General features: G+C 51.3%; 20 protein-coding genes and 1 tRNA gene. 14 read left to right on the top strand and 7 right to left on the bottom strand.

What is annotated here, in order from left to right; translation table 11 throughout:
• Window positions 1-21 precede the first annotated feature (21 nt).
• From SEML1_RS01980 to recR, 3 genes are read left to right on the top strand one after another with little or no spacing between them, the layout of a single operon-like run.
• Complete coding sequence (locus SEML1_RS01980) at window positions 22-1,482, top strand: ArnT family glycosyltransferase (protein ID WP_376754384.1); 1,461 nt, start codon at window positions 22-24, stop codon at window positions 1,480-1,482.
• A 53-nt stretch (window positions 1,483-1,535) separates the two neighbouring features.
• A complete protein-coding gene (locus SEML1_RS01975) occupies window positions 1,536-1,826 on the top strand; it encodes a YbaB/EbfC family nucleoid-associated protein (protein WP_376754383.1) in 291 nt (96 codons plus the stop codon).
• A 6-nt stretch (window positions 1,827-1,832) separates the two neighbouring features.
• Window positions 1,833-2,447 carry a recombination mediator RecR gene (recR, locus tag SEML1_RS01970; RefSeq protein ID WP_376754382.1) on the top strand — a complete coding sequence of 205 codons (615 nt, stop codon included), beginning with the start codon at window positions 1,833-1,835 and terminating at the stop codon, window positions 2,445-2,447.
• Window positions 2,448-2,583: 136 nt separating this feature from the next.
• On the opposite strand, the gene SEML1_RS01965 is transcribed toward recR, so the two are convergent.
• Window positions 2,584-2,862: a hypothetical protein gene (locus SEML1_RS01965; RefSeq protein WP_376754317.1), complete on the bottom strand. Its 279-nt coding sequence runs from the start codon at window positions 2,860-2,862 to the stop codon at window positions 2,584-2,586.
• Between the two features lie 56 nt (window positions 2,863-2,918).
• Here SEML1_RS01965 and SEML1_RS01960 point away from each other — a divergent pair, with 56 nt between their 5' ends.
• From SEML1_RS01960 to SEML1_RS01945, 4 genes are all read left to right on the top strand, one after another.
• Complete coding sequence (locus tag SEML1_RS01960) at window positions 2,919-3,725, top strand: ABC transporter ATP-binding protein (protein WP_376754381.1); 807 nt, start codon at window positions 2,919-2,921, stop codon at window positions 3,723-3,725.
• Window positions 3,726-5,633 (top strand): FtsX-like permease family protein, encoded by a 1,908-nt coding sequence (locus SEML1_RS01955; protein ID WP_376754380.1) that lies wholly within the window; start codon window positions 3,726-3,728, stop codon window positions 5,631-5,633.
• A 96-nt stretch (window positions 5,634-5,729) separates the two neighbouring features.
• On the top strand, window positions 5,730-6,725 hold the full coding sequence (locus SEML1_RS01950; protein WP_376754379.1) for a DHH family phosphoesterase: 996 nt from the start codon (window positions 5,730-5,732) through the stop codon (window positions 6,723-6,725).
• Window positions 6,709-8,199 (top strand): cysteine--tRNA ligase, encoded by a 1,491-nt coding sequence (locus tag SEML1_RS01945; RefSeq protein WP_376754378.1) that lies wholly within the window; start codon window positions 6,709-6,711, stop codon window positions 8,197-8,199. Before SEML1_RS01950 ends, SEML1_RS01945 begins: the two co-directional genes overlap by 17 nt.
• Window positions 8,200-8,205: 6 nt before the next feature.
• On the opposite strand, the gene SEML1_RS01940 is transcribed toward SEML1_RS01945, so the two are convergent.
• Complete coding sequence (locus SEML1_RS01940) at window positions 8,206-9,357, bottom strand: AI-2E family transporter (RefSeq protein WP_376754377.1); 1,152 nt, start codon at window positions 9,355-9,357, stop codon at window positions 8,206-8,208.
• Between the two features lie 57 nt (window positions 9,358-9,414).
• Between SEML1_RS01940 and SEML1_RS01935 the strand changes: the two genes are divergently transcribed.
• Entirely contained in the window at window positions 9,415-11,946 is a 2,532-nt protein-coding gene (locus SEML1_RS01935; protein ID WP_376754376.1) for a cation-translocating P-type ATPase, read from the top strand.
• 211 nt (window positions 11,947-12,157) lie between these two features.
• Here SEML1_RS01935 and SEML1_RS01930 read toward each other — a convergent pair whose 3' ends face one another.
• On the bottom strand, window positions 12,158-14,203 hold the full coding sequence (locus SEML1_RS01930) for a SulP family inorganic anion transporter (protein ID WP_376754375.1): 2,046 nt from the start codon (window positions 14,201-14,203) through the stop codon (window positions 12,158-12,160).
• 122 nt (window positions 14,204-14,325) lie between these two features.
• On the opposite strand from SEML1_RS01930, the gene SEML1_RS01925 reads away from it, so the two are divergent.
• The 5 genes from SEML1_RS01925 to SEML1_RS01905 all read left to right on the top strand — a co-directional run bounded on the left by SEML1_RS01925 (window position 14,326) and on the right by SEML1_RS01905 (window position 19,751).
• Window positions 14,326-15,015, top strand: a complete 690-nt coding sequence (locus SEML1_RS01925; RefSeq protein ID WP_376754374.1) for a response regulator transcription factor — start codon at window positions 14,326-14,328, stop codon at window positions 15,013-15,015.
• Entirely contained in the window at window positions 14,990-16,417 is a 1,428-nt protein-coding gene (locus SEML1_RS01920; RefSeq protein ID WP_376754373.1) for a sensor histidine kinase, read from the top strand. Before SEML1_RS01925 ends, SEML1_RS01920 begins: the two co-directional genes overlap by 26 nt.
• Before the next feature lie 67 nt (window positions 16,418-16,484).
• Window positions 16,485-17,867, top strand: a complete 1,383-nt coding sequence (locus tag SEML1_RS01915; RefSeq protein WP_376754372.1) for an ABC transporter permease — start codon at window positions 16,485-16,487, stop codon at window positions 17,865-17,867.
• A 3-nt stretch (window positions 17,868-17,870) separates the two neighbouring features.
• On the top strand, window positions 17,871-19,094 hold the full coding sequence (locus SEML1_RS01910; RefSeq protein WP_376754371.1) for an ABC transporter permease: 1,224 nt from the start codon (window positions 17,871-17,873) through the stop codon (window positions 19,092-19,094).
• Between the two features lie 9 nt (window positions 19,095-19,103).
• Window positions 19,104-19,751, top strand: a complete 648-nt coding sequence (locus SEML1_RS01905; RefSeq protein WP_376754370.1) for an ABC transporter ATP-binding protein — start codon at window positions 19,104-19,106, stop codon at window positions 19,749-19,751.
• A 114-nt stretch (window positions 19,752-19,865) separates the two neighbouring features.
• On the opposite strand, the gene SEML1_RS01900 is transcribed toward SEML1_RS01905, so the two are convergent.
• Window positions 19,866-20,237: a hypothetical protein gene (locus SEML1_RS01900; RefSeq protein ID WP_376754369.1), complete on the bottom strand. Its 372-nt coding sequence runs from the start codon at window positions 20,235-20,237 to the stop codon at window positions 19,866-19,868.
• A gap of 446 nt (window positions 20,238-20,683) precedes the next feature.
• On the opposite strand from SEML1_RS01900, the gene SEML1_RS01895 reads away from it, so the two are divergent.
• Window positions 20,684-20,758 (top strand) — tRNA-Gln (locus tag SEML1_RS01895).
• Between the two features lie 274 nt (window positions 20,759-21,032).
• Here SEML1_RS01895 and SEML1_RS01890 read toward each other — a convergent pair.
• From SEML1_RS01890 to abc-f, 3 genes are all read right to left on the bottom strand, one after another.
• On the bottom strand, window positions 21,033-21,839 hold the full coding sequence (locus SEML1_RS01890) for a hypothetical protein (protein WP_376754368.1): 807 nt from the start codon (window positions 21,837-21,839) through the stop codon (window positions 21,033-21,035).
• A gap of 67 nt (window positions 21,840-21,906) precedes the next feature.
• Window positions 21,907-22,410 (bottom strand): hypothetical protein, encoded by a 504-nt coding sequence (locus SEML1_RS01885; RefSeq protein WP_376754367.1) that lies wholly within the window; start codon window positions 22,408-22,410, stop codon window positions 21,907-21,909.
• A 99-nt stretch (window positions 22,411-22,509) separates the two neighbouring features.
• Window positions 22,510-24,126 (bottom strand): ribosomal protection-like ABC-F family protein, encoded by a 1,617-nt coding sequence (gene abc-f / locus SEML1_RS01880; protein WP_376754366.1) that lies wholly within the window; start codon window positions 24,124-24,126, stop codon window positions 22,510-22,512.
• Window positions 24,127-24,137: the final 11 nt, after the last annotated feature.

The raw sequence follows: 24,137 nt of genomic DNA, 5'->3' as shown, positions 1-24,137 counted from the left end.
TATCTGGTATAATCAAGAGGTATGAAATCGCACGTCACAGATTACGTTCTTTATCGTTGGCGTTTTGGACTGGGATTGTTGATAATCGCAGTAATTATCGGTGTAATCGTGTGGGGCGGAGCGCTGCAAACGCCAGGCGAACTGCGCCCCGAGGAAATTAAATCCGTATTAACAAGCAGCTCGCTTTCGAAGAACTCGCTTGACCCAGCGATGATCGTTAATTTCCCGTATCATTTGCTGCAGCGGCTAAGTATTTATGCGTTCGGCGCGACGACATTTGCAATTAAGCTGCCATCTCTTGTGCTAGCGACATTTACCATTCTTGGTATACTTGTATTAACGCAATCGTGGCTAAAGCGTAACGTCGCGATGATCACGACGATGGCGCTCGCTACAACAACGCAATTTTTGTTCATGGCGCAAGACGGTACGCCAGCGATTACATTTAACGCAATCGCCGTCTGGCTACTCGTAGCAGGATTACGCGTGACCCGCGGTAAATATTTTCATACTTTTTGGAAGATTTTAGGCGGCGTTCTGATGGCGGTGGCATTGTATGTGCCGCTTGGAATTTACGTCGTCGTGTCGCTGCTTATTACCTCGGTGCTGCATCCGCACATTCGCTATATCATGAAACGCCTTGGCAAAACAAAGTTGCTGATGGCGGCAATATTAGGGCTAGCGAGTACGGTGCCGCTCGTCTACGCAATTATCATCCAGCCGTCGACTGCGCTTGAGCTTGCTGGGTTGCCAAGCAATATATCGTTTACTCGTATCCGCACTACAGCGCTACAAGCGGTTCTTGATTTAGTTGGATTCAGTGCAGACAGCTCGGGCGCGTTACTGCGACCGGCGTATTCATTAACGCTTGCGCTCGTAGCGCTTATCGGGCTGTATCGTCTCGTTATGACGCGCTATACGGCGCGTAGCTATGTAACAATTATTTTGAGCGTCTTGCTCGTACCGCTTATTCTACTTACGCCGGCACATATAAGCGCTCTTTTCTTCGTCATGACGATTCTCATCGCGACTGGATTTGATTTCTTGATACGTTACTGGTACCGGTTATTTCCGCGCAATCCGTACGCGCGGCTGGCAGGGCTGTTGCCGCTTGCCGTGCTGGTAATCGGCATTATTGCTACAAATGTCACGCATTATATGGATGGTTACCGTTACGCGCCAAGTGCGCTCGCGCATTATTCAAGCGACTTAAACCTTATACATGCTTACGCTAGCAAGCACGAACAGATGACACTCGTCGCAACCGAGCAAGAACGCGAATTCTACCATATCGTAGCAGAGCGCTCGCCTAAAATCACGCTGCGCGATCAAGCCGACCAGTCGCCCGGTATCGTCGTGCTCACACGAAACGCCCGCCGCGCTATGCCCGCCGCGCCAGAATCATGGCAGCTTGAGCGCATTATCACGAATGGGCGCGCCGAGCAGAGCGACCGATTATATGTCTACAAAATCCTACAATAATGCGGTATAATATCACCATTACCGATTAGTTGTTATATGGAGGGACTGACCACATGGCGTTGAACCAAATGAAGATGTTGAATGATTTACGCAAGGCGCAGAAGGCGCTCGCAAAAGAAATTGTTGAGGTTGAGGCAGGTGATGGCGCAGTGATCGTGCAAATCACTGGCGAGTTAAAAATTAAATCAATTAAAATTGATCCGGCGTACGTTGATTTGGATGATATCCATCAGCTGGAGCACTGGATTGAGATTGCTATTCGCGACGGTATGGCAAAGACTCAGGAAATTGCCGCCGAAAAGATGAAACCGCTCATGGGTGGCTTGGGCAATTTAGGATTGTAAGGCATAATGGCACAGCTGTTGCCAAACGCGCTAGAGCGTGCAATTAATGAACTCGGGCGATTGCCAGGCGTCGGTCCGCGTACCGCTGAGAGATATGCATATTTTTTGTTGCGTGCCGACGAACGTACTGCGCAGTCTATGGCGCGTGCTTTGATAGCATTGCATAGCGACGTTAAGACGTGCCCTGTTACATTCGCACTCATCAATGCCGACGAAGATATCTCACCGCTTTATAGCGACGCCGCACGCGACAAGCGTATGATCGCAGTGGTTGAGGAGCCGCTTGATATCGTTGCGTTAGAGCGTACCGGACAGTTCAAGGGAACATACCATGTGCTTGGCGGTACGATTTCACCGATAGACGGCATAGGACCAGAACAGCTGCACATTCCAGAATTACTAAAGCGTATCCGCAATGATGCCGCCGAAGAAATTATTATTGCAACAAACGCGAGCGTTGAAGGTGAATCGACAGCGTTATTTATTCAGCGCCACATTCAAGAAGCACGCCTCAATGTCAAGGTGTCGCGCCTGGCGCGCGGCATTCCCGTGGGCGTTGATCTAGAATATGCCGATCAAATCACCCTCAGTCATGCGCTTGAGGGGCGGCGGGTTCTATAGCTAGTGGATTGCAGTTTTACTAAAAGCGAGCGGTCAATGGGTGTGTAGTAATAATACTAGTTTTATTCTACACCAAAATATTTATTTTGTCAAGCAACTCCATTTAGATGGTAGGGTATAGCACGCTGGACAGATTCTAATCATCAATATAGTCGGTCAGCTTACCTGCGCCAGCTGCTCGATATAATGCGTCGACTGCTATACGCATATCATGCTGTAATTGCGGACGTTCTGCGATCGTGTCATTATAAAATTTTCGGATTGATTCAGGATATTCATCGTCTGACGTGTCGTACAAAAATGTTCGCTGCAGCAATTCTTTTTGACTCGCCGGAATATCATCAAAGAAACCTGGGTGAAAATCATAGAACCATTCAAGCCTGGTTTGAAGCGCAAGGTATTTTTTATAGGTCACAATTGTATTATACGGAATTGCTAGCATTTACATATTTCAATTGCTACAATGATTCCATGGACGACGAAAAGGGGAGGGTAATTGCTGCGTTTCTGCGGTATTTTGACGGCGATCCGGAACGGGCGGTTGCAGCGGTTCGGCAATACACGGCGCGCGATGCCACTGCGCAGACAAAAACTACTGTACCGCTCGGCAGTGAAATTATCTCAGTCAAAGATGTCGTAAAAACATACAAAGTCGGGCGGCAAAAGATTAAGGTGCTGCGCGGCGTCAGTTTGAGCGTGCGCCAGCGGGAATTTGTAGCGCTCACCGGCGCAAGCGGCTCAGGGAAGTCAACGTTGCTACAGCTAATCGGCGGACTCGACAAACCAACAAGCGGACTCATTACCGTCAACGGACAAGCCCTTAGCGCGCTATCAGACCGAAAATTATCGCAATTCCGCGGGCGGACAATTGGATTCGTGTTTCAGTCATTTTATTTGCAGCCATTTTTGAATCTAGCGACTAATCTAGAAATCCCCGGTATGTTCGCGCGCACCAATCCGCGCGAGCGTAAACAGCGCGCCACTGAACTCGCTGATATGGTTAACGTCGCAGAGCGCATGAAGCATTTGCCGAAGGAATTGTCTGGCGGGCAGATGCAGCGCGCCGCCATTGCGCGGGCATTACTAAATCAGCCGAAAGTCCTGCTTGCCGACGAACCGACGGGTAATCTCGATAGTGTTAATTCGCAGCGTGTCATTAACATTTTCGAGCAAATCCGCCGCCAGCTCGGCACAACGATTCTGATTGTTACGCACGACCACGAGATCGCTCGGCAGACCGACCGCGAGATTACGCTGCACGACGGGAGGGTACTCTAGATGTTGCGGACGCTTGATGCCAGCAAACTTGCACTGACAAAACTGCGCACGCGCAAAATTCGGCTTGCGGCAACAATTATCGTAGCCGGGCTGCTGTTTGGCATTGTAGTGTTTGGTTTGACGGTACTACGCGCCAGCATGGCGAGTATTGAACGGTTCGGCCGCGATACGATGTCGACGCAATATTTGTTGGCGTATAGCAATCACAATGAAAATCAATCTGACCTATTCTACAACCCGCCGCAAGACGCCAAAGACCGCATACTCGCATTGCATAAACAGCATATCGCCGACAAAAAAGCGGCGGCGAAAGCGCTCGGCGTCGAATACGACGAAAAATCCGAGGAAGAACCAATTACAAAAATAAATCAGGACGATTCAGGTTCGCTCAACCGCAATAGTTGGGCGGTAAAGACGTTTCTGAAACAATACACCGCCGAGAAGAATCCACTCAAACCGGAGCGCATTGACACAGCCGCCAAGCGATTTGGCTCAAGCGCGACATACCGCGTGCAGAATGTTGGCGGGCGCGACGACGGGTCGCTTGATGTAATGATCGGCGGACGCGAGGATTTTCAGCGCGATAAAGAAGCCGTACCAGAGCAGCTAAGCGAATTTGTAAGTGCGGCGGATTATCAAACGATTCTTGACGAGTCGCTGCTCAAGTATTATTTCTTACCGCACCGCGCGCGTGCCGCCAATAATGAAATTCCTGTCTTTATCAGCTACAATGACGCGGCGGCGCTGCTCGGCAAAAAGCCTCTACCGACGACCGCATCGCCGCAGCAGCATATTGAACGTATTCGGGAGCTGAGAAACGAGACGGGTAACATAACAATTCAGGTGTGCTATCGTAATAATGCGTCGTCTCATTTAATCCAGCAAGCGCTTGACCAGCAGCGCACAGCCGCCAATAAGACTAAAAACGAACCCGATGCCAAGCCAAGCATTGAATATGCCTTGCCGGCGGCAGATAGTTGTGGCGGCGCTATCGTGAAAAAAGATAATCGCAGCACCGACGAAAAAGCGATGGACGAAAAAATGCAGAAATTCAACCAGCAATTTTCAACAGAAAACGTAACGCCGCAGCAAGCGAAACTAACCTACCGCGTTGTCGGACTGCTGCCGGATGCGGCGTACGGCGACGACCTAAAAGGCAAGCTGGCTGGCGCGCTCAACGCCAACATGCCATCGCGCTGGATTATACCGAAACAGACGTTTGAGGCAGGCGCCGCGAAAACATATGTACCGAATATTCTCACCACGGAGCGTCGAGAACTTTCGGGCGGGCTATCAGATACGACTATCTACGAATTTACAGACGCCGAACACGCCCGCGCATTTTATCATGCCTCCATGTGCAATAACCAGCCGAAGAACAAGGATTTATGCGTGGATGGCGTATCAAACTTTACACGGCCGTTCGGAAGCAACTCGCTTGTTATTGAAGAGCTGCGGCAGCAACTCACGCCAATATTGTGGTACAGCTTGCTCGGCGTTATCGGCGTGGCGGCGTTCATTTTAATGTTAACAATTTCACGCACAGTCGCCGACAGCCGCAAAGAATCTGCTATATTTCGCGCGCTTGGCGCAACGCGGCTAGACATCGCGCAGATTTACATAATGTACACGCTGCTGCTCGCTGGACTAATTGCACTATTCGCAATCACCGCCGGACTGATCGGTGCAGGCGTTATCGACGCGCTCTATTCAGCCGACTTTTCGACCGCGGCGCGCTATATCATTATGCCGCGCGATTTGAATACGACGTTCCAGCTGTTCGCATTCGACCCGCGTATTATCGTGCTCGCCGCTGCAAGTATCGTTGCGGCGGCGCTCATTGGTAGTATACTACCGCTTGCGCGCAACACGCGCCGCAACCCAATGAAAGATATGCGGGACGAATAATAGCGCACTCAATGGTATAATGAAGAAGTGCTCTAGATACGTCCAAAAACTTTTTTATATTTTTGAAGTATATACACCAAACGGAGACAGGTAATAATGTTCACTGAAGCAAAAAAAATAATCGACAACGCAACGAACATCGTCGTCATTCAAGCGGAAAATCCTGATGGCGATAGCGTTGGCTCGGCGTTAGCACTGGAGGAGATTCTTGGCGGCCTCGGCAAGAATGCCAGCCTATATTGCCCAGTCGCTATCCCAAAATATCTGCGTTATATTCGCGGCTGGGATCGTGTCTGCGCAGAGTTTGATACGAAAGCTGACGCGGCGATCATCGTCGATACGAGCGCCGATATTTTGCTTAGCAAAGTACTTGAGACTCCAGGCGCGCGGCATTTTTTAGAGACGCACCCCGTGCTCGTACTTGATCATCATACGACTGGCAGTACGCTCAGCTTTGATCACACGATAATCAGCCAAGATGTTGTCGCAACAGGCGAGCTAATCTACAATTTGGCGCAGGACGCTGGTTGGGCAATCAACCCGCAAGCTGCCGAGGATTTACTGATCGCTATTATGAGCGATAGCCTGGGACTGACCACGCAGAGTACGCACGCCGATTCATTCACGGTTGCAGGCGAGCTGACGCGGCTTGGCGCAAGCAACGCGGCAATTGAAGAACGCCGGCGAGATTTTATGAAAAAGTCGCCGGAAATTTTGGCGTATAAGGGACGGCTAATTGAGCGGATCGAATATCTGCTGGACGGAAAACTAGCGCTCGTGCATATTCCGTGGGAAGAAATCCAAGCGTACAGCGACCAGTATAACCCGAGCATGCTTGTTCTCGACGAGATGCGGCTCGTAGAAGGCGTCGAAGTTGCGTGCGCGATCAAAACCTACCCGGACGGTAAGCTTACTGGAAAATTGCGCTGCAATACGCCCGTTGGCGAGCAGATCGCCGGCTACTTCGGCGGCGGCGGCCACCCATACGCCGCAGGATTTCGCATTTACGAGGCGTATGAAGCAACGGTGCGCGAACTCGTTGACGCGGCGGATAAAGCGCTAAAGGAGCATCACTATGCTGAAACTGTATAATACCCTCACGCGCCGCCTCGACGAATTTACGCCGATGTCGCACGACCGAGTGACGCTCTACACCTGCGGACCAACGGTATACGACTATCTTCACGTCGGTAACTGGGCAGCCTACGTTTATTGGGATACGCTGGTGCGCGTACTGAAATTTAACGGATACGAGGTTGAGCGCGTGATGAATATCACCGACGTCGGGCATTTAGTAAGCGACGCCGATGACGGCGAAGACAAACTAGAGAAGGGGGCGCGGCGCGACGGCAAAACCGCTTGGGAAATTGCTGAGCACTACACCGAGGCATTCGTGCGTGGCATGCACGAGTTTGGGCTAGTTCCGCCAGAGCATATGGTACGCGCAACGGATTTCATTCCGCAGCAATTAGCGCTCGTCCGCACGCTGAAAGAGAAAGGCTACACGTATCAAACCAGCGACGGGATTTATTTTGACACGAGCAAGTTCCCGCGCTACGCAGATTTCGCACAATTAGATTTAGCGGCACAAAAAGCCGGCGCGCGCGTTGAGGCTAATAGCGAAAAACGCCAGCCATGGGATTTTGCGCTGTGGAAATTTACCGAGCCAGGCAAGCGCCGCGATATGGAGTGGGAAACACCAGAAGACTTGCTTGATTCGCACGGGCGCGAAACGCCCGGGGCGGCGAGTGGAGTGGCAAGCGCAATTATGGGCTTCCCAGGTTGGCATTTGGAGTGCAGCACCATGGCGATGGAGCTGCTTGGACAAACGATTGATATCCACACCGGCGGTATTGACCACATTCCCGTGCACCACACCAACGAGATTGCCCAAAGCGAAGCAGCGAGCGGCGTACAATTTGCGCGGTATTGGCTGCACTGCAATCACCTGAAAATTGACGGCGGCAAAATCAGCAAGTCGCTCGGCAACGGCTATACAATGACTCACCTAAAAGAGCGCGGCTTCACGGCGATGGATTTACGTATGTTTATTTTGCAAAGCCACTATCAAAGCGAAGGAAACTTCTCATTTGATATTCTAACAGCAGCACGCAACCGTTTGAAAAATTGGCGCGACACCGCTTGCCTGCGCCATCAAGTTCACGACCGTTTAGACGACGACACGAAACGCAATGACGCGCCGCAGTATTTATCGCCGCAGGCTGCAATTGGTGCAATGCGCGAAGCGCTCAACAATAACCTGAACACACCAGAAGCGCTTAGTATTATCGACGAATCGTTTTCGAGTATCAGCCAACGGCCGCTTGGCGCAATTTACCGCGCAGGGCTAGTGGAATTATTACAAGCAATTGACGATATGCTCGGGCTCCAGCTACTTGATTCAACGCCGGATATCAGCGACGACGCCAAGCAGCTGCTAGTGGAGCGCCGCCGCGCCCGCGACGATAAAAACTGGGCGCGCTCCGACGAGTTGCGCGACCAGCTCAAAGCAATGGGAATCATCGTACGTGACACAGCGCACGACACGATTTGGACATACGCATAAACAATATTATTCTGATGGCGCAGCTTTTTTAAGCTTGCTCGCCAGCTTGCCGAGCACTGGCTTGTCGTGCTTGCTTTCTTCGCGCTTAGCTTTGGCGCGCTCAAGATAATCGTCAAGGAACACTTTGATCGTGCCGGCAATCGGAATAGCGATGAAACCGCCGGCGACACCCGCAACATACAAGCCAACCGTCACCGCCGTCAGCACCATCAAGGCCGATAACTCGACTTTCTTCGATTGAATCGCCGGCGAGATGAAGTTGTTCTCGATCTGCTGGTATACAACGAAAAATACCGCGTAAGCAATTCCCGCCGGCACATTATTAAACGCCAAGAGCAACGTGACGAGCACGCCGGCAATCGTCGCCCCGAACATCGGAATCAGCGACAGTACGAACACGATTAAAATCGCCGGCATAACCAAATTTGCGTCAATCGCCGGCACAAATAGGCTAATACCAAATACAAATGCGCCTGCCACCAATGAACCAATACCAGAAACTGTCAACTGCCCGGCAACATAGCCGGTAATAACATTATAAATGCGCCCAACGAGCCGTTTGTGGTGTTCCATGCGCGCTTGGTTATCATACAAACCCCAAACGCGCCGCATCCACTCCGGCCCCTCAAGCAGCATCAAAAACGACAAGACAATGACCAAAAACAGCGATGTCACGAACGACGCCAGCGAGCCGACGCTGCCGATAATACTGCCGCTCAGATCAGTCGCCCAGTGGGATGCTTGCGTTCTGATTGATTCCAAAACTGAATTTACTTGCTCGCGCATGCTATGTTCATCAATGAACCGGTTGACGCCGTGCCACTGCGTGCTCGCCTGATCAATAATCCCAGGCACCGACTCGGCAAATTTCGCCGTCTGCTGCACGATTGGCGGCACCACAAACCACACGACGCAAAATAAAAACACGATGAGCAATGTGAATGCGAGCGCCGTGCCGCCCAGCCGGCTCTTGCCGGGGATGAGCTTCGCCAGCCGCGCCACCGGACGATTGAGCGCAAGCGCCAAAAACAGCGCCGTGCCCAAAATAACCAGCGCTGTCTGCGCTAAATAAATTGTTAGCCCCGCTAGACCAAAACCAATTACTACAAGCCAAAAGCGAATAAACGTTTTTGTGTCAATTTCAATTTTTACCTTCATACTTATTAGTATAGCGCAATCGTTCAGATTGCGCACCCGATCTAGTATACTATGCTTATGGCTTTTTACACAAAATCAGTGAAACAGACGCTTGACGATCTCCAAACAACAAGCAGCGGACTATCGGCAATCGAATCAAAACAGCGGCTACGGCAATACGGGCCAAATTCAATTAAATTACGCACCGAGCCGCTCTGGCGCAAGCTGCTTGAACCATTTTTGTCGGTTTTTATGGCGGTACTTGTTGTAGCGATTGGTATTAGCCTATGGCATCGGTCGTATTTCGACGCGGCAATTATCGGCGCGATCATCTTGTTGAATGCGCTGATTTATTACGTACAGCGGTTTTCAACCGAGCGGATCTTACGCTCGCTGCAAAAGCGGTCCACAGTAAAGGTTGAGGTGCTGCGCAAGGGCAAGAGCGTTACGGTCGACGCCGTTAATATCGTGCCGGGCGACGTCATCGTGCTAGACGAAGGCGACAAAATCCCTGCCGACGCGCGCATTATTGAAGCGCGGTCGTTTCGCGTCGACGAATCCCAACTAACAGGCGAATCGCTGCCAATTTCGAAGCAGGTCGAAACGCTCGGCGCCGACCGGCAAATTTACGAACAATCAAACATGGTTTTCCAAGGTTCGTTCGTCATCGGCGGCGAAGCGCGCGCCGTCGTTGTAGCGACGGGCAACAACACTGAATTTGGGCGGCTGAGCGACTTATCGGCGACGAGCGAAGAAGTTAATCCAGTCGAAAGGAAAATCGACGCGCTTATCACGCAGATCGTTATCGTCATTAGCCTCATTGCGCTTGTCACAATGGGGCTAGCGCTGTGGCGCGGGATCGCGTGGGACGAAGCGCTGCGATTTGTGATCGCACTGAGCGTGAGCGCTGTGCCCGAAAACTTGCCGATCGCAATTTCAATTATCTTGGTTCTCGCCATGCAGCGAATGGCACGGCGCAAAGCATTAGTGCGCACGATGGGATCAATTGAATCAATCGGCGCAATCACAACCATTGCTACCGATAAAACTGGTACGCTTACGCACAATAAACTATCAGTACAAGAATTATGGCATCCGCGCAACCAGCGCAAATACACGCTGCAAACGCTAGCAGATGCAATCGTACCGCACACGCGACACAGCGTCGCCGATCCGCTTGATACGGCATTTCGCTCGTTTATCGCGAAAAATCCGCCGGCAAACGTTCGCAAACCAATAAAAGCTTACCAATTTGAACACGCTTTAGCGCTGAGCGGCGCGCTGTATCACAACGGCACGCAATACATTCTGACACTTAAAGGCGCGCCCGAGCAGATGGTTGAACGCTGCGATTTAGCAGAGGGCGAGCGCGAACGCGCCACTGTCGAGCTGCACCATCTGACGGGACTCGGATTCCGCGTCATTGCGCTCGGGCACGCAACGCTTAAGAAGCCGCTGGAATCACTTGAAGCACTATCGCCGCGTCAACATATCACGTTTGACGGATTCGTCGCGATCGCCGACACGCTCCGCACCGAAGCAAAAAGTGCTATTGCCACCGCGCAAGCTGCCGGCATTACTGTACGCATGATTACCGGCGACCATTTCGAAACGGCATATCATATTGGCAGGGAGCTAGGGCTCGTACATCATCGCAGCGAGGTGTTTGACAGCCGCCAAATGAGTATGATGTCCGACGACGACCTTGCTGAACGTCTCAAAACCATCCGTGTCTGCGCGCGCGTCCTGCCGGAATATAAGCACCGTATCTTAGAAATCCTCAAGCAGCGCGACATTACCGCCATGACGGGCGACGGCGTCAACGATATCCCCGCGCTCACGAACGCGCATGTCGGCGTCGCAATGGGCTCGGGCGCGCAAATCGCCAAAGACGCCGGCGACATCATTCTGCTCAATAATAACTTCCAGTCGATCGTATCGGCGATCCATGAAGGGCGCACCGTATATGCCAATATCAAACGCATGGTAACGTACTTATTGTCGACAAATCTAGGCGAGGTGCTCGTGTCGCTCGGATCGCTCATCGTTGGGTTGCCGCTGCCGCTCACGCCAGTACAGATCTTGTGGATAAACATTGTCACTGATAGCGCCATGGTTATTCCGATCGGTATGGAACCAGGCGAAGCACGCAACATGAAGCAACCGCCTAAACCCGCCAACGCGCCACTGCTCAGTACGTTTATGATTTCGCGGATTATCATCATGGCGCTCCTGATGGCAGTGCTTGTGCTGACACTCTACGCGCTGTTTGACCATTGGCATGGCGCCGACTATGCGCGCACAGTCGCATTTTGCGCGCTTGCAACAGTGCAGTGGGCAGGCGCGTTTGAGGCTCGCAGCGATTACGAGTCGCTCTTCCGGCGCATTAAAAAGCGCAATACGCCGTTCCTCGTCGGGTTGCTCGTCGCGGTCGGGCTGCAGCTCATCGCGATCGCAAGCCCATTCGCTCCCTACCTGCACGTTGCACCGGTTACTGCTACCGACTTCGCAATCGTAACAACGGTTGCATTCGTCCTGCCGATTATCGTATTAGAGCTACATAAGTGGTTCGGACGCACGTTCCTCGGCAAGCGCCCGGAGTTAAATTGAGTATTAGGGAAGCGGAGTGGCACGATCGGCTTTAGGCGACAAGCGTGAATATATTAGCTCTTCGCGCAATCCCGCGCGGAGAGGTCGCTCTTTAGAGAAATGATAGCAGTGAATATGGTAAAGGGTAAAGGCTCTTATTGTTTTGCCGATAGACACTCGAAGGTGACGTTGCGCTTGTGGACGCATGCACTATTGTGACGCAGACAGTTATCTATTGCAAACGCCGCTTTGATCGCCGCGAGCGCAATAGCGTTATATCCGAAATATCTTTGCGCCGCCCAATCCGCCGCTTGGCGTCAATAAGCCGCTCGGTGGAGACGCAAGGAATTTGCTCAATGCGCTCAGCATCGCGCTGCAATTGCCGCAATGACCAGCCCATCCACGTCTTCATAAGCGTATACTGCCCGCGCACGAGCACGCGCTTGCCGCTTGTCCAGACGGCTTCGTGCCAGGTTTTTTGCGCGCGGAATTGTTCGTAAATCTCGTTTGATACGACAATATCAACGTCATGCGTATCGCGCAAATGCAGCATATCAAGCACCGCGCCGCCGACCACTATATACTGCGTTGGATCAAGATTCAGATCTAAAACCATTTCGCGCGCCGGCGGGCTCGCCGGATGAGCCAATGCTTTCGTTAGCGTCGCATACAAATTCCGCTCGCCGATAATATCTGTCATGCCATAAATGTCGAACTGCGCGCGCAGACTCGGCGACATATGCGCAAAAGCAATAGCAACACCATCTTCGCTCAGCTCGCGGTACAACCGTTTCAGCTCTTCAATCGCCGTATAATCAATGTCGTCAATCGCACCGGCATCAATCACCACGTAGCGCACCGTGTGGCGTGCCCGCATAATCGCTCGCTTAAGCCGCGCTACAAAATAATTCACATTCTCGAAAAATAGCGACTCGTCGAATCCGTACACCAACACGTCGCGCGGTATTTTTTGCTCGCGGCCAAGACGCTCTTTCGCCCAATCCGATAGTACACCGTCGCGCAGCAAAATCGTATCGTGCGGACGATACTGCCGGCGCAAGCGCTCCATTAGCGACACCGTTACTGCGATCAGTACGCCGAGCTGCACGCCGAACAGCACCGTGCACGCCAGCGCGATCATCGCAACTACAAATTCCTCGTAGCGCACCATCCACAAATTATGCAGTTCACGAAATCGAATCAGCTGGAATCCAATGACGCACACGATCGCGGCTAACGCCGCCTGCGGCACGTAGCGGAACAACGACCCGCCCCACAGCAGCAGCCCGCCAACCATAATGCCGGACAGAATATTTGTCATTTGCGAGCGCATACCCGCGTTGCTCGCCGCCTGCGTGCGCGATGGCGTCGCGTTCGCCAAAAATCCCTGAAACAATGACGTCGCAATCGACGACACGCCAAGCGCCACAAAATCGCGGTTCAGCGCCACCTCTTCATCGTGATCGCTCGCTAGATTACGAATCATCGTTGTGGCTTGCACCAGCGATACCACAACGATCGACAGCGCTGTCGGCAGCAATACCGTTACCAAATCAAAATCAACATGCGGCAGGGCAAATCGCGGCAGTCCGCGCGGTAATTCTCCCGCAAACGCTACGCCGAAATCCTGTACGTGGAATATCATCGCAAATAACGCCGCTACGACTAATCCAACCAGTTCGCCGGGCACGCGCGTGCGGTGAAACACTATCATCGTGCCAATGACAAGGATTGATACTGTCACCGTCATGCCGTTGATTGACGACGCTTGCGACATAATTGAGCCGATATAATGCCATACTTCGCCGTGCCCCGCAACTTTCACGCCTAATAACGCCGCTAATTGCGTCACAACGATTTGCACGCCTACGCCCGCCAAAAAACCAATCATTACCGGGCGCGAAATCAAATCCGACAAAAACCCGAACCGCGCCGCACCAAGCAGCATCAGTATCGCGCCGGCGATCAGCCCAAGCACAAACACTGCGTTCACATACTCAGCCGTACCCGCCGCCGCGACCAAGGCCGCACCAGATGCCACTAAAATCGCCGTCGGCGAGTTCGGACCAACCACCAGCCGCCGCGTATGCGCCAACAATCCAAACACAATCGGCGCGATCATCGCTGCATACAAACCCATTACCGGCGGCACGCCGACAATCGCAGCAAGCGCTAACGCACTCGGCACAGTCACTGCTGTCACTACGATTGCCGCAACTATATCGTACGGCAAATACTGCAGCTTATACCGGAACACGCTCGGCAATCTGTTACGCATATGGTTTTATGATACCGACCAAAGATAACGGTTGTCAATCAAAAGAGCGGAATATCCCGCGCTATTAGCCAATAATAGAGCAGCAGGTAAACCGCCTCCGAGCTCATGCTATAATTGCCAATATGACGCATGATAATCCAGAGGTAGCACACCCCACGATTCTACTGGTTGAAGATGAACCGGCATTGCGCGAAGGCACAGGGCGATTTTTGCGTACACGCGGCTACCGAGTGTTAACAGCAGACGACGGACAATCAGCGCTCGCCCAAATCCAGCAAGCCGACGCCATCGTACTTGATATTATGCTGCCAGACATGACGGGATTAGAAGTGCTTGAGCAATTACGCCAAACAAGCAACGTACCAGTCCTTATCGTAACCGCACTTGGCGACGAAGCCACCCAAATCAGCAGTTTTAATCGATTAGCGGACGATTATGTGACCAAACCGTTTTCGCTCACTGTTTTAGACAAACGCCTGCAAGCGCTATTACGCCGCCATCCGCCGCTGCCGAAACGCTGGCATTATGGCAAAGCAGAGGTTGATTTCGCAGCTTACACTAGCCAATATGCGGGGCAGGGCGCTGCCTTAACACCAAAAGAGATCCAATTACTAAAATTATTCGTTAGCCACCCTGGGCGCGTCTGGAGCCGGCAAGCGATACTAGATACGCTATGGGCAAACGACGAGTTGCCATTTGACCGCGTCATTGACGTATACGTTAAAAATCTACGCAAGCAACTGCACCTTGACTGCATCGTCACCGTAAAAGGAGTCGGCTACCGCTATGAAGCGCCTGACGTTGTTTCCTAAAACATTCCTGGCGTCAATCAGCATGCTCGCAGCAATGATTGTCATAGCGCACGGGTTGATTTATTTACTAATGCCAGCAGTCTACTTGCAGCAAAAACAGCAGACAGCCGAAGCCCAGGTAGCCGATTTAAGCCGCCAACTGCGCGGACAATCAGCTGATACTATGCGACAAACTGCCCGTAGCTTTGCGCTACGTCATAACGTTACTATCACGCTGACGATTGACGGACGAGACGAAACGTTTCAGGGTTTTCAGGCAGTTAATATCATCGCCGAACAACCAATTGACGCAAGCCTCGTGACAATCGCCGGCGAACAGATTGATCCAGCGTCAATTATCATTAAAACGACGACGGTGCGCGGGTCGGCGGGCATGGTGGGTGCCAAGCTCCTCACCGACGTCGAGTCCGTTAATCAGGCGAAGGCGGCAACGCTGCGGATTTTGCCATATACAATGACAGCGTCGCTGCTTGTGGCGCTCGTCTTTTCTTATTGCTATAGCCGGTTCATCACGCGCCCGATCCGCCGCATGGCAAAGGTTACCACGGCGATGCAGCAGCTGCAGCCCGGCGCGCACTACATAGGTAAAGGCCGAGACGAAATCGCTGTGCTAGGGAACAACGTCAACCGGCTCTATGATAATTTGCGCCGCACTATTCAATCGCTGGAGCGCGAAAACGCGCATATTACGCGCCTCGAAAAAGAAAAATTAGCTTTTTTGCACGCCGCCTCGCACGAGCTCAAAACGCCGCTGGCGAGCTTGCGAATTATGCTCGAAAATATGCAGCTTGGCGTCACGCCGGCAGCAGAACGAGAGCGGCAGCTAGCTGAATCGCTCGCGACAGTCGACCGGCTGGCTGCTATGGTACAGGATACGCTGCGCGCCAGCCAAACCGCCGAGCAAGCAGTCGCGCGCCAAAAAACGTTGCGGGTTGACCAGCTCGTAGAACGCGTCATTGACGATTACCGATTGTTAGCGTCGGCGCGAAGACTCGCCTTTGCAGTAGACCTTGCACCACTTAAAGTCCGCGCTAATCCCGACATGCTTCGGCGCGTTTTATCAAACGTAATCTCGAACGCCGTGCGTTACAGCGACCGCGGCAGCGCAATTAGCATACGCATTCAGCACGACGCGCTTTCCATTACAAACCAGTGCAAGCCGCTCAGTACGCACGAGTGCGCCCGCGCATTTGAACCATTCTACCGCTTGCGGCAAGGCAGAGGAGAGGCGAATGAGGTTGGCAGCGGCATTGGCCTTTATACCGTTAAATTACTCCTCGACGCCCGCGGCTGGTCGTATCAATTTACGCCAGTCAAAGATGGCATGCGTTTTACAATTGACTTTAGCCTTGAATATCAAGATGCCGCCGAACGCCGCGCTACCCGCACCAACAAATCGTAATCTCCATTTCACATTACTTTCATATTGGCGTGCTACACTCCGATGTGAAAGTAATGAAAGGAGATTTATGTCATTTATACACCGCGCCTGGCTGTATGCCGCCAGGAAAAAACTAAAAAGCCTCATTGTGCTGGCAATTTTGCTCGTGATGGCGACTATCATGCTGAGCGGGTTTGCTATCAAGCATTCAACCGACCACGCAGCCAAAGAGTTAGACAAAACGCTCATGACCGGCGCTACCTTGGGCAATAATCGGCGGACAAACCCCGGGACGAACCGCGGGTCTGGTACTGTGTCCGGTAAAGATATTAACGCAGTCAAACGCCTGCCGAGCGTAACAAATTACGTAGTACGCCAGCAAGTCTTGAGCGACTTTCCCGATACCAAATTAGTATCGCTGCCAGACGGCACGAGCGGCTACGATACGAGCAAAGCAGCACAATTCGGCAACGCTGCCGATGTATTAGGCGTTAATACTTCAGAGCTAGAAAATAAATTCCGCGCCGGTTCAATTAAACTAACCTCTGGGCGGCACATCAAGCCAGACGACACGCATAAAATCCTCGTACACGAGAAATGGGCGCAGAAAAATGGGCGCAAGCTCGGCGATACCTTCACGCTCAAAGCTAACCCGCACGACACCGACAACCGGCACAACTCAACAGAGGAAACCACCGTACAAATCGTCGGGATATTCAGCGGTACCAACCCGCGCCAGGCTACCTACCAAGTCGAGTTGTTCGAAAACTTATTCTTCACTGACATCGCTACCACGCGCGCGCTCAGCAAAGATACCGAACAAACAGAGATTTACCAGGACGCCACGTTCTTCACCAAAGGCAGCACGCAGCTTGACGAACTATTGAAGCAGGCGGAAAAATTGCCGGTTAACTGGCGCATGTATCAGTTAACTAAAAATAGCCAGGAATTAGCAGGCGTAACGGGCGCAGTCAAGGGCGTGTACAGCCTCATCGACGGCATGTTGATCGCAACCGGTTTCTTCAGCATCGTTATTATCAGTCTCGTGTTATTCCTCTGGATGAACGAACGGAAGCGCGAAGCCGGCGTATTACTTGCAACTGGCGTCTCAAAATCAAACATCATTCTGCAATATATCGCAGAGGTAGCCATGATCGCAGTCATCGCGTTTGGCGCTTCGTTCTTTACAGCTGGACTGGTAGCACAACACGTAGGCGACCATATCGTCAATCAAGCGGCGCGTAACGCCAAGCAGGCAGGCGAGTCGCAGCTTAAAGGCGCGTCGCTTGGCGCTAACGCCGACTCGGTTGTCTCGTCGCGCACGCTCGAAAAAGTTTCTGTGCGGGTAGCGCCAAGCGATCTCGCCGCGGTGTGGGGCGTCGGATTAATCATTATCATTGCTTCGGTACTGCTCGCGAGCCGGCCGGTCACCCAATCGACGCCGAAAGAGCTACTGACGGAGGTGGAGTAGGCGATGACTGTGCTAACACGCGCGTGGACGGCGGTAACGCGCCGGCTCACGCGCAGCCTCATCATCCTGGCAGTGATGGCGCTCATCTTTACATTACTCATAAGCACGGTGGCGGTGCGGCAAACAATGGCAAACTTGCGCCTGAATGTTGAACGCAACATCCGCGCCGGTTTTAGCCTGAGCGGCGCTAAAGGCGAAGACTTGCTGATAAAAGACGCTGAGGCAGTGCGGCACCTCGCTGGAATAGGAGCGTACAACTATCAAACACAAACAGCTGCTCGACCAAACGGACTAGCGTTAATCGACGGCGGTATTCAGCTCAGCGACGAAGCCGATGCCGCAGCCGGCGTAACTGGCACAACCGACAGCCAATCGCTCAGCCAATTTACCGGGCGGCTGTATCAGTTGGAGCAAGGCAAGCACCTCAGCAAGGATAGCCAGCAGTCGGCGTTGATCCACACAGCCTTTGCACAAAAGAACGGGTTAAAACTAGGCGACCGCATACAGCTACAGCAAGGTGACCGTCAGGTTGATCTTACTATCACCGGCATATTCAGCGGCAAGACTGACAAACCTGGTCCGCTACCGTCCGATCAGGCAGAGAACCAAATCATTACTTCTTTAGCGGTGGCGCAGCAACTATCTGGCTCTGAGCAGCTTACCCGCGCCACGTACTTTGCCTCCAACCCGCGAGCCTTGCCAGACCTCGTCCGGCGCGCCAAAACCTTGCCGCTTGATTGGAGCAAATTGGAGTTAACCGACAATGCCGCCTCGTTCGCCAGCGTCATCAATAGCATCGCAAGTATTGAACGCATTTTAGCCATCGGCACGCTCGGCATTAGCCTCGCCGGACTAGCAACGCTGTCGCTCGTGCTGGTTTTCTGGGTGCGCAGCCGCATCCACGAGATCGGTACGCTCCTTGCCATCGGCACAAGCAAACGGCAAATCGCCGAGCAAATAATGATTGAGTTATTGCTTATCGCCATCGTCGCGTTGCTAGGCGCTATGCTTAGTAGCCAGGCACTATCACACCATCTCACATCCAATCTATTGAATAACTCCAGCCATGTTGCCGGCACGCTGACCGTTCAGCCGCAAGCTGCGCCGTTCGTTAGCTACCTTCTCGCAGCCATCCTTGGTCTTGCTGTAGTCGTCACCTCCGGTATAGTCGCTCTCGCGCCTATTCTGCGCCGCACCCCGAAACAAATTTTAACCACATTACGATAGGAGAATTTCATGTCAACACTAACTCTCGACAATATTATCTACTCATACGCCGACGGTACGAGCAATGTACTCAATGGCATTAGCTACGATTTCCAGCCAGGGAAATTCTACGCTATCGTCGGGCAATCCGGCGCCGGCAAGTCAACGCTGCTCGGATTACTCGCCGGACTAGACGAACCGACCGGCGGGCAAATCCTCTTCAACGACCAAAATATCGCCGAGCAGGGTTATTCATACCACCGCAAGCATACTATCTCGCTGGTTTTCCAAAATTACAATCTGATCGACTACCTAACACCATTAGAAAACCTGAAGCTCGTCAATCCAAAAGCCACCGCGGAAACCTTGCGCAGCATGGGCTTGGACGACGACCACATCCGCCGCAGCGTTCTCAAACTATCCGGCGGACAGCAGCAGCGCGTCGCGATCGCGCGCGCCCTTGTTTCCGACGCGCCAATTATCCTCGCTGACGAACCGACCGGCAACCTAGACGAGACCACCGCCAGCGATATTATCGCTACTCTACACTCAGCCGCTCACGATAACGGCAAATGCGTCATCGTCGTCACTCATAGTAAACAACTAGCAAAAGCGGCAGACGTAGTATTGAAGTTGCGCAACAAAAAGTTGACGAAAGGCTATGGAGAGAAAAGGTAGTTGCCAAAAGCATAGTAGATACGGGTGCGCCGCTCTTGCTGGCGCACTCTTTAATTTCAAGAGCAGATTATTAGTAATCGTCGCCCAGCGTCATCCATAAAAAGTCCTGCCCATTCAATGCAGTATACTGATATTCACCTTCATTACCTTTCTCTGCCTGCATGAGCTCGCCCAAATAATACGCCGATCATTTAGGAACTGATATTTTTCGCCCTGCAACAAGCCTTTCGTCTTGTGAGGACATTGTATCTCAAGCAACTTTTTCAGGATAAAATCACGGTACAATGCAAATTGGTCGCAATCTTTCGCCGCCAAAATGTAGCCCCATGTTGATGGATTGAGTCGTTTATGCGGAGTAGACGAAGACGACATGTTGTTGTTTGCATCGTCAATCACCTCCGCAACAGTATCTCGCGCCGCTCCCCATACGATGTTGAGCGTACTACTACCATGTCCCGATCCCACAAGCAACTTTAAATCATCCATATCAATCCAATGTACAAAATTGGCTTTGTTAGGAGGACTGCTGTTGATAACCGCAAGACGAACATGAAATCATTTATGCATACCTGTTTTGGTAGTTCTACTTATAGGTTTGCTAATTGGATTATTTTACGCTTTGCATTTAGTCGTTTTTCCGATTATATTCATCCTCCTCGCCTAGGCATTCTGTTTGATAAAAGATGAGCAAGGAAATATTTCAAACGAAAAGAGCTGACCGAAGAGGAGAGATCTTTTCTTTGTTAAAGGATTTATGGCCAAGATTCGCTAGATAGAGCACTTGAGTTCCAGTCGCGCTGGAACGAGCTGGACATCAAATGCGCCAGGAAGGGTTGATCATCTTAAGTTGCGCAATTACAATGTAGCTGGGCGGTCATTTTCAATTAGAAATAGTATATGATATAATCATTCCTGTCCGTAGCCGGTGATATTGGGTCGTCGCCAAGTGGTAAGGCACTGGGTTTTGGTCCCAGCATTCGCAGGTTCGAATCCTGCCGACCCAGCCATTTTAGAGAGTAGATCCAAATTGTCGCCCGAATGGGCGATTTTTTGGTTGAGATTTTTTAATTTTTGTCTTTGGTAAGAATTAAAAAGATAAATAGAAATGTCACCGTTCTAGGCGACGATTCCGGAAAAACCCTTTGCCTTATTTTTTATTTCCCCGCCGAATTTCTTTTTTAGTTGTAAAGGGTGTTTTCTGGTGGCTCGGCTGCCACTCCATGGCAGGGGTGTTGACATTTTGAGAGTTCAGAGAGTTGCACGTAAATTGAAAGTATTGCCTTACAGATTATGCGGTGTGAGTACTGAGATATGTTCATCGTCTCTCATTGCGATTCTTGCCAGCTCAGACGTTACATGAGAAATTCCATGCGATTCAATGATTTTAGCCACATAAACGCCGTCACAAAAAGTAACACGGGCGCCTAGGCCGCTAAGGCAATCGGCTTTATGAGGCGTCGGAACATGCGATTCATCTACGGTTAAGCTGGATAAATCTGCAATACGACTCATGAGTTCTCTCGTATCCCAATATACTTTACTCTCTGTATTTTGATGAGAATCTATCCAGTTTGTCGCAGTCCACGACTGCATCGACTCATAAATTGCTTTTTCTGCGGCTTGCATTGCATTTTTCGAGCAGCCACCTCCAAGAACAGCAAATGGATAATCTCTTTCATTTGATATAATACTACAGGCAATCTTGTAATCTGGGTTAACTGACTCAACTAGCCCAACACGCACAGAGAAACTCTCGGGTATTTCTATCTTGTGATTGCGCACAATCTTTTCGACTGTATCATCTGAGAACTTCGCCAGAAAAGGCCTGTCGAGTGCCCACCATGCGGCAAGTGAAATTCTCTCAATCGCTTCTTGCCATGCATTTTCAAGAGCAATCTCTTTATCTGTATGTGCGGCTGAGGCTACAATTTCTTGATCATTTGCATGATCAGCCTCTATTCTCTCCATCATCGTGCGCACTTTTAAGTTATCAATGTCCAGACCTGTTGAACAGGGGCGAAAATCGCCCCTGTCATCTAACCGTACCGTTTTTATCGGTGAAAACGGCGTATCTATAATTTCAAACATAAATATCCATGTGTTTTATGCTTGGGCTGGGCGAAGTTTCCTCCGCCCAGCCCAAGTTTTGTGATCGCTATGCGACCACGAGGTTCGCAGGTGCGAACACCTGTGCGAACTCACCCTGCCAGCTGGTCGTCCGACTCAGGCTCTCCAGCGCTGCGACGAAGTTGCTCGTCAGAACCGGATCCTGCCACAGCGACTGCTGCAACGAGTCGTTGACGGCGAGCGTTTGGAGCTCCAGACGCGCCACCGCAATCTTGTTGACCGCATCGGAGATCAGCTTCTGCTGTTCGCCGAAATCGACCTCAGGCGTGCGAACGGACGACCAGAGCGCCGCGACCGTGCCGAGCGTTGCCCGGGCACTCGTCAAAGCGTCCTCGCTGCTGCTCAGCAGCTGCGTGGCAACAACAAGGTCACCGCCAGTCATGACCGCATCTTCAATGGCAACGTTCGCCTCGAAGAACTTGGCAGACCCATTGAACAGCGACTTGCAGTAGCTTGCCAGCTGCTCAATGTACTCGGCGGAGAATTCGGGGCTGACGTTGCCGCCGCCGCCTCCGCAGTTGATTCCTCCCATGGTAATCACCTCCTTGGGCGGGATAGTAGGTACGATAAGGGAAAGTCTCCCAAATCTAGCCGCATCATAGCACGAGAAAACACACTTGTTAAATATATTTTATCTAGGGGGTGTGCTTATGGTATTTGTTATACCGATATTCTGCACAAAATCTCGGTCGTGGGACACAATCAAGACGCCTCCATTATAGTTTTTTAACGCGTGCTCTAGCGCTTCTATTGTCGGTATATCAAGATTATTGGTCGGCTCATCAAGAATCAGTAAACCAGCATTATTGGCGGCTATTCCCGCCAAGAGCACCTTGGCGCGTTCACCTCCGCTCAACTCGCTGCCTGGTGTTACTTGAATAATATCTTTCTTGAGATTGAACCGAATAAGTAAATTAATTGCGTCATGCAACTCAAGTGATGGCGCAAGGTGACGAATGTTATTGAGCGCAGAGTCGTCAGGTAACGGCAATGTTTGATTTTGATCGACGTAGATAACATTTGCTTGCTTGTTGGTATGAACATCGCCAGACGAAACAGGAGCGTCACCCATGACCCCACGTATCACAGAGGTCTTTCCTGAGCCATTCTTACCCTTTAATAAAATCTTATCGCCAGTACGAATAGAGAATGACATGGGGCCGATCGCGTGCCCATTACCATAGTCAATTTCCAGATTAGATACGGAAAGCAGATTTAGTTTCTTGCCCACTTCTTCCTTGAAAAGGAACTTTAGCGACACATCTTCTTCTGGTCGCTCTGGCACTTCGAGTTGTCCGAGCCGACTATCCATGCCGCTGGCTGCGCTCGCCAGTCCGCTTGCAGCTTTTTCTTTACGAAAATTAGCAGTGAGCTTATCGTTGTCAGAATTTGAGTGGTTTGACCCAGCGGAATTTGCTTTAACCCGTACTGCCTTCGCGGCACGATCAAGTCGCTTCTTTTCTTTTTCATACTGTTCGTAGCGATTAAACGTTGCTCGCTTTGCTTTTTCGCGGGCTTCAACATATTCATCATAACCGAGTCCATATTGCTGTATACCTTGATCACCGCCCATAAGCTCAATAATACGGCTTGTTGCATTTCGTAAGAAACGACGGTCATGCGATACCATCAAGAAAGCCGCATTTGAACCCTCAATAAATTTTTCCAATACAACGACGCCTTTATCGTCCAAATTGTTCGTCGGCTCGTCTAATAAGACAACATCGTAGCGTGAAGCAAATACCGCTGCAAGTGCAATGCGTGTTCGTTGACCACCAGAAAAATTACCAATTTCTTTACCTGTATCGATAGAGGATATATCGGCGCGTTTAAGTGCTTTTTCTAGATTCGCATCAAATGACGCCACCTCAAACTTGTCATATTTCTCGAGCGCATCAGCATATAGCAGGAGAGTTCGTTCACTCGAGTCATGCTCAAGATTCGCACATTGCTCATCAAACTGCTCGCGCGCATCCTTGACACCGGTCACTTCCTCAATAAATTCATACACACTATGATCTAGCCAATCACGCATGTCCTGTGGCAATATCCCGATTTCTTCGTTGGTTTTAATGATTTCTCCAGAGGTTGGAGTTAGGTCACCATTAATAAGTCTTAAGAGGGTTGTCTTGCCTGCGCCGTTTGAACCGACAAGGTCGACCTTATCACCAGTGTTAATAGAGAACGACACATCGTGAAGTATTTCTTTGCTACCGGTAGTGTAGTTGACGCGATTGAGGTTAATCATGCTAACATATT

This window comes from Candidatus Saccharimonadaceae bacterium ML1, assembly GCA_030253535.1.
GTDB classification, from domain to species: Bacteria; Patescibacteriota; Saccharimonadia; order Saccharimonadales; family Saccharimonadaceae; genus Saccharimonas; species Saccharimonas epibionticum.
Note: the sequence above shows the minus strand (reverse complement) of the source record. Positions and strands in the feature narration are given on the sequence as shown.

Bases quoted from the DNA above. Each gene is read 5' to 3' on its own strand.
- SEML1_RS01980 (WP_376754384.1), top strand. From the start codon at position 22: ATGAAATCGCACGTCACAGATTACGTTCTTTATCGTTGGCGTTTTGGA.
- SEML1_RS01975 (WP_376754383.1), top strand. From the start codon at position 1,536: ATGGCGTTGAACCAAATGAAGATGTTGAATGATTTACGCAAGGCGCAG.
- recR (WP_376754382.1), top strand. From the start codon at position 1,833: ATGGCACAGCTGTTGCCAAACGCGCTAGAGCGTGCAATTAATGAACTC.
- SEML1_RS01960 (WP_376754381.1), top strand. From the start codon at position 2,919: ATGGACGACGAAAAGGGGAGGGTAATTGCTGCGTTTCTGCGGTATTTT.
- SEML1_RS01955 (WP_376754380.1), top strand. From the start codon at position 3,726: ATGTTGCGGACGCTTGATGCCAGCAAACTTGCACTGACAAAACTGCGC.
- SEML1_RS01950 (WP_376754379.1), top strand. From the start codon at position 5,730: ATGTTCACTGAAGCAAAAAAAATAATCGACAACGCAACGAACATCGTC.
- SEML1_RS01945 (WP_376754378.1), top strand. From the start codon at position 6,709: ATGCTGAAACTGTATAATACCCTCACGCGCCGCCTCGACGAATTTACG.
- SEML1_RS01940 (WP_376754377.1), bottom strand. From the start codon at position 9,357: ATGAAGGTAAAAATTGAAATTGACACAAAAACGTTTATTCGCTTTTGG.
- SEML1_RS01935 (WP_376754376.1), top strand. From the start codon at position 9,415: ATGGCTTTTTACACAAAATCAGTGAAACAGACGCTTGACGATCTCCAA.
- SEML1_RS01930 (WP_376754375.1), bottom strand. From the start codon at position 14,203: ATGCGTAACAGATTGCCGAGCGTGTTCCGGTATAAGCTGCAGTATTTG.
- SEML1_RS01925 (WP_376754374.1), top strand. From the start codon at position 14,326: ATGACGCATGATAATCCAGAGGTAGCACACCCCACGATTCTACTGGTT.
- SEML1_RS01920 (WP_376754373.1), top strand. From the start codon at position 14,990: ATGAAGCGCCTGACGTTGTTTCCTAAAACATTCCTGGCGTCAATCAGC.
- SEML1_RS01915 (WP_376754372.1), top strand. From the start codon at position 16,485: ATGTCATTTATACACCGCGCCTGGCTGTATGCCGCCAGGAAAAAACTA.
- SEML1_RS01910 (WP_376754371.1), top strand. From the start codon at position 17,871: ATGACTGTGCTAACACGCGCGTGGACGGCGGTAACGCGCCGGCTCACG.
- SEML1_RS01905 (WP_376754370.1), top strand. From the start codon at position 19,104: ATGTCAACACTAACTCTCGACAATATTATCTACTCATACGCCGACGGT.
- SEML1_RS01900 (WP_376754369.1), bottom strand. From the start codon at position 20,237: ATGGATGATTTAAAGTTGCTTGTGGGATCGGGACATGGTAGTAGTACG.
- SEML1_RS01890 (WP_376754368.1), bottom strand. From the start codon at position 21,839: ATGTTTGAAATTATAGATACGCCGTTTTCACCGATAAAAACGGTACGG.
- SEML1_RS01885 (WP_376754367.1), bottom strand. From the start codon at position 22,410: ATGGGAGGAATCAACTGCGGAGGCGGCGGCGGCAACGTCAGCCCCGAA.
- abc-f (WP_376754366.1), bottom strand. From the start codon at position 24,126: ATGATTAACCTCAATCGCGTCAACTACACTACCGGTAGCAAAGAAATA.